Origin of the sequence: Sphingomonas sp. RIT328, from assembly GCF_000632225.1 — a bacterium.
GTDB lineage: Bacteria > Pseudomonadota > Alphaproteobacteria > Sphingomonadales > Sphingomonadaceae > Sphingomonas > Sphingomonas kyungheensis.
In genome coordinates this window covers 103,687-110,504 of record NZ_JFYV01000003.1, presented here as the reverse complement: position 1 = coordinate 110,504, position 6,818 = coordinate 103,687, and the positions used below count along the sequence as shown (strand labels likewise).

Annotated in this window: 7 protein-coding genes; 3 read left to right on the top strand and 4 right to left on the bottom strand. The window is 70.3% G+C overall.

The window, feature by feature from the left end:
- The coding region (locus BW41_RS21335; RefSeq protein WP_037531355.1) for a DUF3617 domain-containing protein at window positions 1–255 on the top strand (255 nt) is incomplete at its 5' end.
- A 23-nt stretch (window positions 256–278) separates the two neighbouring features.
- On the opposite strand, the gene BW41_RS03100 is transcribed toward BW41_RS21335, so the two are convergent.
- On the bottom strand, window positions 279–971 hold the full coding sequence (locus tag BW41_RS03100; protein WP_037531315.1) for an NnrU family protein: 693 nt from the start codon (window positions 969–971) through the stop codon (window positions 279–281).
- Window positions 972–1,055: 84 nt separating this feature from the next.
- Window positions 1,056–1,931 (bottom strand): alpha/beta hydrolase, encoded by an 876-nt coding sequence (locus BW41_RS03095; protein WP_037531313.1) that lies wholly within the window; start codon window positions 1,929–1,931, stop codon window positions 1,056–1,058.
- 253 nt (window positions 1,932–2,184) lie between these two features.
- On the opposite strand from BW41_RS03095, the gene BW41_RS03090 reads away from it, so the two are divergent.
- On the top strand, window positions 2,185–2,679 hold the full coding sequence (locus BW41_RS03090; protein ID WP_037531353.1) for a DUF427 domain-containing protein: 495 nt from the start codon (window positions 2,185–2,187) through the stop codon (window positions 2,677–2,679).
- Window positions 2,676–4,139: a deoxyribodipyrimidine photo-lyase gene (locus BW41_RS03085; protein ID WP_235199477.1), complete on the top strand. Its 1,464-nt coding sequence runs from the start codon at window positions 2,676–2,678 to the stop codon at window positions 4,137–4,139. Before BW41_RS03090 ends, BW41_RS03085 begins: the two co-directional genes overlap by 4 nt.
- Here the strand turns inward: BW41_RS03085 and BW41_RS03080 are convergent.
- Together BW41_RS03080 and BW41_RS03075 are read right to left on the bottom strand one after the other, a co-directional pair.
- A complete protein-coding gene (locus tag BW41_RS03080; protein ID WP_235199475.1) occupies window positions 4,124–5,167 on the bottom strand; it encodes a glycosyl hydrolase in 1,044 nt (347 codons plus the stop codon). The genes BW41_RS03085 and BW41_RS03080 overlap by 16 nt on opposite strands.
- Complete coding sequence (locus BW41_RS03075; protein ID WP_051583208.1) at window positions 5,164–6,507, bottom strand: glycoside hydrolase 5 family protein; 1,344 nt, start codon at window positions 6,505–6,507, stop codon at window positions 5,164–5,166. Before BW41_RS03075 ends, BW41_RS03080 begins: the two co-directional genes overlap by 4 nt.
- Between the last annotated feature and the right edge of the window lie 311 nt (window positions 6,508–6,818).

Genomic DNA, 6,818 nt, shown 5'->3' with positions numbered 1-6,818 from the left:
GCGGGGCAGGGGGTGGAGGCGCTGCTCGCACCCGATCCCAAGGCGCAATGCCGAATCGAGAGCCAGAGCGTCGCCGACGGGCGCTATGCGCAGACGCTCGCCTGCCCGCAGAAAAAGGGCACGCCGGTCCGTATCGTCCGGACCGGCAGCTATGACGCGACCGGGTTCGCCGGGCAGGCGATCGTCACCGGGACGACGCCCAAGGGCGCCCTGCGCATCATCCTCGAACAGCGGGCGAGCCGCGTCGGCGGCTGAGCGCACCGCGCGCCGGGGGGCGATCAGACGATCCAGCGCCAGATGCCGGCAGGCCAGCCGGCGAGCGGGATATGCGCCCAGGTCGTCGCGAGCCACAGGATCGGCCCGCCCAGGAGCGCAGGCGCGCCGAAACCGCCGAACCGCGCGCGTCCGGTAAGGATCGCGGCGAAGGGCAGCAGGCTCGTCCGTGCCTGCCAGACCGGCCAGCCGTCCGGATCGCGCGCCGCCTTCTTGCGATCCTGCATGACGGCGCCGACCAGCGACAGGCCGATGATCGCACCCGCGAGGATGATCGTCCTGGTCATCGGGTCGACGAGGACGTGCGCCCCGCCCCACAGGGCGAAAGACCAGAGCATCGGGTGGCGGGTCACGGCATAGACGCCGCACGCCGATGCGGCGGCGGGGGCGAGCGGCGATCCGGCCAGCGCCGGATTGCCGACCAGCGAGCCGATCAGCAGGATCGACGCGATCAGCATCACCAGGGTCGCCACCGCCCAAAGCCCGTCGCCGACCGGCCAGAGCGGCATATCGCCGGGCGCGGCGCGATAGGCGTGGACCATCGCCGCGAGCGTCGCCAGCGCGACCAGCGAATAGACGGCGAGAAACGCCCGCTCGCCGATCCTGCTGGCTAGGGGTCGTCGCAACGGATGCGACAGCAGAAGGTGCGTCCCGACGAAGGTCGCGGCGCAGGCCAGCAAGGATCCCATGCCCGTCATCGGTCTCTGGCTCCGCCACGATTGCCGCCCGATCATGCCCGCTGCCGGCGGACCGGTCCATCCTTCGCCGGTATCGCGACAGGCTCACCGTCGGGGGATCAGCCATCCTTCGTCAGCGAGCCAGTCGGCGAGGCGATCCGGCCAGTGCAGGATCGAGATGCGGTCGTTATGAACCGCAAGGTTGAAGCCGTGATCGGTATCGGCGAACATATGCAGCTCGGCGGAGACGCCGGCCTCGCGCAATTGCGTGTACAAGGCGACGGCCGGCGCGGCGCAGCAGGCGTCGCGCGATCCCGCGGCGATGAACGCGGGCGGCGCGCCGGCGGCGGCGCTCGCCGGGATACCGAGCGGCCCCGGATAGACCAGCACCTGGAAGTCCGGCCGTGCCGAGACGCGATCGATCGCATCGTCCGATGTGCGCGCGGGCGGCGGCGGATGATCGGCGACCAGCGACACCAGCTCGCCGCCCGCGGAAAAGCCCATCACGCCGATCCGGTGCGGGTCGACGCCATAGTCGCGCGCGTGGGCACGCACCCAGCGGATCGCCCGCCGCGCATCGGCAGCCGCATCACCTTCGATCGTGTAGGGCGAGCCGGGTTCGCGCGCGAGCCGGTATTTGAGCACGAAGGCGGTGACGCCATAGCGGTTGAGCGCGCGCGCCGGAACGAGCCCTTCATTCTCGAACACCAGCATGCGGTGCCCGCCACCGGGCAGGATGACGATGCCGACGCCATTCGCGCGCGCTGGATCGGGCCGCAGCACGGTCAGCGACGGGCGATGGACGTTGTGGACGTAGACGCCGGCCTCCAGCCGCTCCGGCTCGTCCGCATGCCGAGCCGACCCCGGCGCCCCGGCCGGCCAGATCGCGACCGCGGCGTTTCCCGAGGTCGGCCCAGCCGCCGCGGCGGAGGTGAGGGCAAGCAACGGGGCGACAATCGAGAGCAGAAATCGCACGGACATTCCTCTTCGTCGGCAGCGCGAGGGGACGGTGCGCCGACGATGGGGCGCCGCCGGGATATGGCCATCCCGACCTTGGTCGAATGCGGCATCGATATGCCCGCCACACCGCTCGCCCGTCGCATCGGGAACCGCGGCGGGTCCCTCGCGCTTACCCGTAGCGGCGCGACGTTTCGCAGGAGATGATCATGGGTTCGATCGGGCGAAGACTTTGGGGCGCGGCAGGGCACTCCGCCGGGCAGGCGTCGCCACGGCGATGAGGCCGTATCGCGATCCGGTCGGCGAAGGCCAGCAGAGCGTCTGGGATTTCCCGCGTCCCGCCGTCGCCGAGCGCAGCGACCGGCACGTCCGCATCGAGCATCGCGGCCAATGCGTCGCCGACACAGGCCGCGCGGTCCGCACGCTGGAAACCAGCCATCCGCCGAGCTGGTATCTGCCGCCCGAGTCGATCGCGCCGGGGCTGCTGCGCGCCTCCGATCGCCGCTCGCTGTGCGAATGGAAGGGCGAGGCGGTCTATTGGCATCTCGATGTCGGCGGAACGCTGCTGCGCGACGTCGCGTGGAGCTATCCCGATCCGACCCGCGCCTTCGCCATGCTACGCGATCACGTCGCCTTCTACGCCGCGCCGCTCGATCGATGCACGATCGACGGCGAGGTGGTACGCCCGCAACCGGGCGGCTTCTACGGCGGCTGGATCACCAGCGACCTTGCCGGCCCGTTCAAGGGCGCGCCGGGCAGCATGGGGTGGTGACGCCGGATCTGCCGCCGGCACTCGCCGACTGGCGCGAGGCGCCACGGGTGCGCGCCGCGAATCACCGGCCGGTCCGACACGACGGGCGGTACATATTGTGCTGGCTGCAACAGGCCTTGCGCGCCCGCGACAATCCGGTGATCGACGCGGCGGTGCGGCTCGGCAATGCGCTGCGCCTGCCGGTGCTCGTCTATCACGGCGTGCGCGAGGATTATCCCTATGCGTCCGACCGGTTGCATCGCTTCATCCTCGGTGCGGGCCGCGATCTCGGCGCCGGCTGCGCGGCGCGGGGGCTCGCCTTCGCCGGCCATGTCGACCGTGCCGAGCGGCGCGAGCCTGGCCTCGTTCACCGGCTCGGCGCCGCCGCGGCGGCGATCGTCGCCGAGGATCAGCCGACCTTCGTCGCGCGCTGGCAGGCGGAGCGGGTCGCGGCACGATCGGACGCGCCGGTCTATCTGGTCGAGGCTGCCTGCCTCGTCCCGCCCGCGGTGATCGGCGACGGGATTCGCGGTCGGTCGGGCTTCCTGCGGCGGCACGAGCCCGAGCGTGAGCGCTGGAGCGGGGTGGCGGACGAGCCCAGCGAGGTCGCGCCGTATGCGGGCGCACTGCCCTTCGTCGCCGACCGGCTCGACGACGCGGATCTCGACGCTCTGGTCGCGCGCCTGTCGATCGATCACAGCCTGCCGGCGAGCGACAGCCATGCGCCCGGGCGGGCGGCGGCGCTAATCCGGCTCGCGCGGCTGACGACGGAGGTGCTCCCCGGCTATGCCTCCGCACGCAACGATGCGACCCGCGCCGACGGGGCGAGCGGCCTGTCGCCCTATCTCCACTTCGGCGTGCTCGGACCGCGCGAGGTGATGGCGGCGGTCGACGCCAGCAGGGCCGGCGCGCAGCACAAGCGCAAATTCGCCGACGAGCTGCTCGGCTGGCGCGAATGGTTCCACTATCAGGCGCGCGGCCTTGCCCGGCCCGAGCATTACGACCGGGTCGCCGACTGGGCGCGGCACAGCCTGAGCGACCATGCGGGTGATCACCGACCCGAACTCGAGCCGCTCGCCGCGATGCTATGCGGTGAGACGCGCGACGAGACGTGGAACGCCTGCCAGCGCCAGTTCCTCGTCCACGGCTGGATGCACAACAATCTGCGCATGTATTGGGGCAAGCGCATCCTCGCGATGACGCCCGATCCGCAGACGGCGTGGGCGACCGCCTGCTATCTCAACGACCGGCTGAGCCTCGACGGGCGCGATCCGTCGACCTACGGCAATATCGCGGCGATGTTCGGCGGGGCGCCGTCCGATCGGGACCGCCCCGTCTATGGCCGGGTGGCGACCCGCGGCGACGGTTCGACCCGGCATCGCGACGGCGGCGCGGCGTGGCTGGGGGCGGCAGCGGCGCTCCCGACGCCGGCGGTGTCGGTGCCCGACGCTCTGCCCGGCGATCGCTATCTGGCCGGGTGAGCGACGGCATCGCGCCGCCTCGGAGGGCGCCAGCCGATCGAAGCGGGCAGCTCGTCCCGCGTCACATAGCGTGCCGAGTCGAAAGCGCGGCGGAGCTGGTCGGGCTGATTCTGGTCGTCGCCCATCAGCCAGCGCGTATGCCAGGTCATGAACCACAGCCAGTCCGCGTTCGGCCCGAGTAACGCCGGATCGGGCACCGGGCCGTTCTCATGCAGGCAGATCGGCACCGTCTCGCCGACGATCCGCTTCACCTGCGCGAACATCGGCGCGAGATTGCCGTGGTCCTTCGCATAGATGTCCGCTCCGGCGATATCGACCGAGGCGCGGCCCGGATAATAAGCGGGATCGACATTCTGGCCCGCCCAGCCGAGCACCCAGATCAGATGGTCGAGCCGGTGCAGCCGGGTATAGCGGTCGTACATCAGCGCCCAGAGCGCCTTGAAGGCGTCGGGGCCATGTTTGCCCCACCAGAACCAGTCGCCGCTGAACTCGTGGAACGGGCGCCACAGCACCGGCACGCCGCGGTCGCGCAGCACGGCGAGCCGCGCCGCGGTGGCGTCGAGATCGCGCAGCATCGCCTCCTGCTGCGGCGTACCGGGGCGAAGCGCCGCGGCGACGTCGAAATCGCGCTTGGCATTCTCGTAGCCGGTGCCGATGTCGGGCGCGCCCCAATGCCAGCAGAGCGTGACGATGCCGCCGGCGCGCGCCCAGGCCGTGGCACGGTCGTTGACCGCGTCATTGTCGCGCGGGTTGATATAGTCGAGCCCGAGGATCGCCGGCAGCCGGCCGGTGATCTGCTCGAGATAGGCGAGTTCGCGATTACGATTGGGCGGCAGCGCGCCCTGCTCCTGCTGGCCGGTCAGCGTCCGCCTGCCATATTGGCTCCACAGATAGGCGTAGAGCCGCCGCGCCGCGGGCGACGCCCGCCGGTTCGACAGGATGCGGGGCGCAGCGCCCCGGGCGGGCAGCGCCGGCGCGAGACCGGCAGCCGCCGTCAGCGCGATCGCGGCTCGACGAGTCAGTATCACAGCGCGGCGAGCGTCGCGGCATGGGCGCGGATGACCGCCTGCGTCGCGAGGTCGCTGTCGAACACACCATACCAGCCCTGCGGCTCGTGCGGCGGATCACCCATATAGGCGGTGTCGCCGCGCTGGAAGCGATGGTCGGGATGCTGCGCGCGCGCCTCGCCGTTCCACGCCCAGAAATTGGACCCGGCGAGCGGCCCGCCGCGGCGGGCGTCGGCCTCGACCGCGGCATAGATCTGCCGGTAGAAGCGATCCTTGTAGGTCGTGCCGATCGCCGGATCATAGGCGGCCGCGCCGTCGCGCGGATAGCCGAACTCCTCGATCACCAGCGGCTTGCCGAGCGTGGTCGCCATCCGGATATGCGCGTCGACATAATCGGCGACCCTGGCGGCGCCGGCGTCATAGGTGCCGGCGAGATCGCCCGCATCCATCCAGCTCCAGTTGTTCGGCCAGATATGCGCGGTGAGATAATCGACCGACGCGAGACCGTGCGTCGCGAGCACGATATCCTCGCGCTCGATCGCGCCCTTCAGCCCCTCCGATCCGGTCGAGACGAGGTGATGGCGGTCGAGCGTCTTGATGAAACGCGCGGTCTCGTCGACCCAGCGGTAGAAGTCCGGCAGATGCGCCACCGCCACGGCGGCCGATCCCGCCGGGCGCGGCTCGTTGGCGAGCTGCCAGGCCATGATCGTCGGATCGTCGGCATAAGCGATCCCGGTGACGCTGTTGGTCCGCGACACCAGCGCGCGGACATAGTCGCGATAGAGTGCCTGCGCCGGCGCATTGCCGTAGAAGGCGGCGTTCCAGTCGGCGAAGGCCGGCCAGGGATGCGCCGGATCGTTCATGTCGATGTAGCGGCCGCCGTTGACCCACGACAGATAGGTCATCATCCCGCCCGACCATTCCCAGAAGTTGGTCAGGTAGATCACCGCGGTCATATCGCGCTGCGCCATCTCGGCCAGCGTCCAGTCGAGCCCGTGCAGCAGATCGGCGTTATAGATCGCGCTGCGGTCGCGGAATCCCGGCGTGATCGAGTTCCTGAGCGGCGACAGTTCCGCAGAGCCGAGGATGCGCAGGTTGCGGATGCCGAGCGCCTGCAGCCGGTCGAGCTCCCGCGCGAGCCGCGCCCGGTCGCCGTAACCGGTCGGCGCGCCGAGCCACGCGCCATACCAGATGTTGGCGCCGGCATAGCGATAGGCCTTGCCCCCGCGCCGGAAGCGGTGGCCGTCGACGGTGACGAAGCGCGAGGCGCCCGCCGTGCGGCCCGGCCGTGCCACCGTCGTGCATCCGGCCAGCGCGGCGACGCCGCCGAACAGTGCGGTGCGTCTGTCGATCCTTGCCATCTCTTGCTCCTTCATCGCGACGGACGGACCGGTTCGGCGTGTGCGGTAGGCGGCGTATCCGACACATGCACCGGCTGCCGCAATGCGTGCGGTGAGCATGGCGCCCGCGTCTCCGTGTTGGGCCTCAAGCGCACCCCCTGCTCAGGCGATGCCGACAGATTGATATCGGCCATACCTGTTGCTCAAAACCTACACGCTGCAATTCTTATATCAAGTTTCGATATTTGTCTTGTCGGTGCTTTTCCGACACGATACGCACCAGGTCAGACATAATCGGCAACAATGGCGGATCATATGCCAAGCCGGAAACC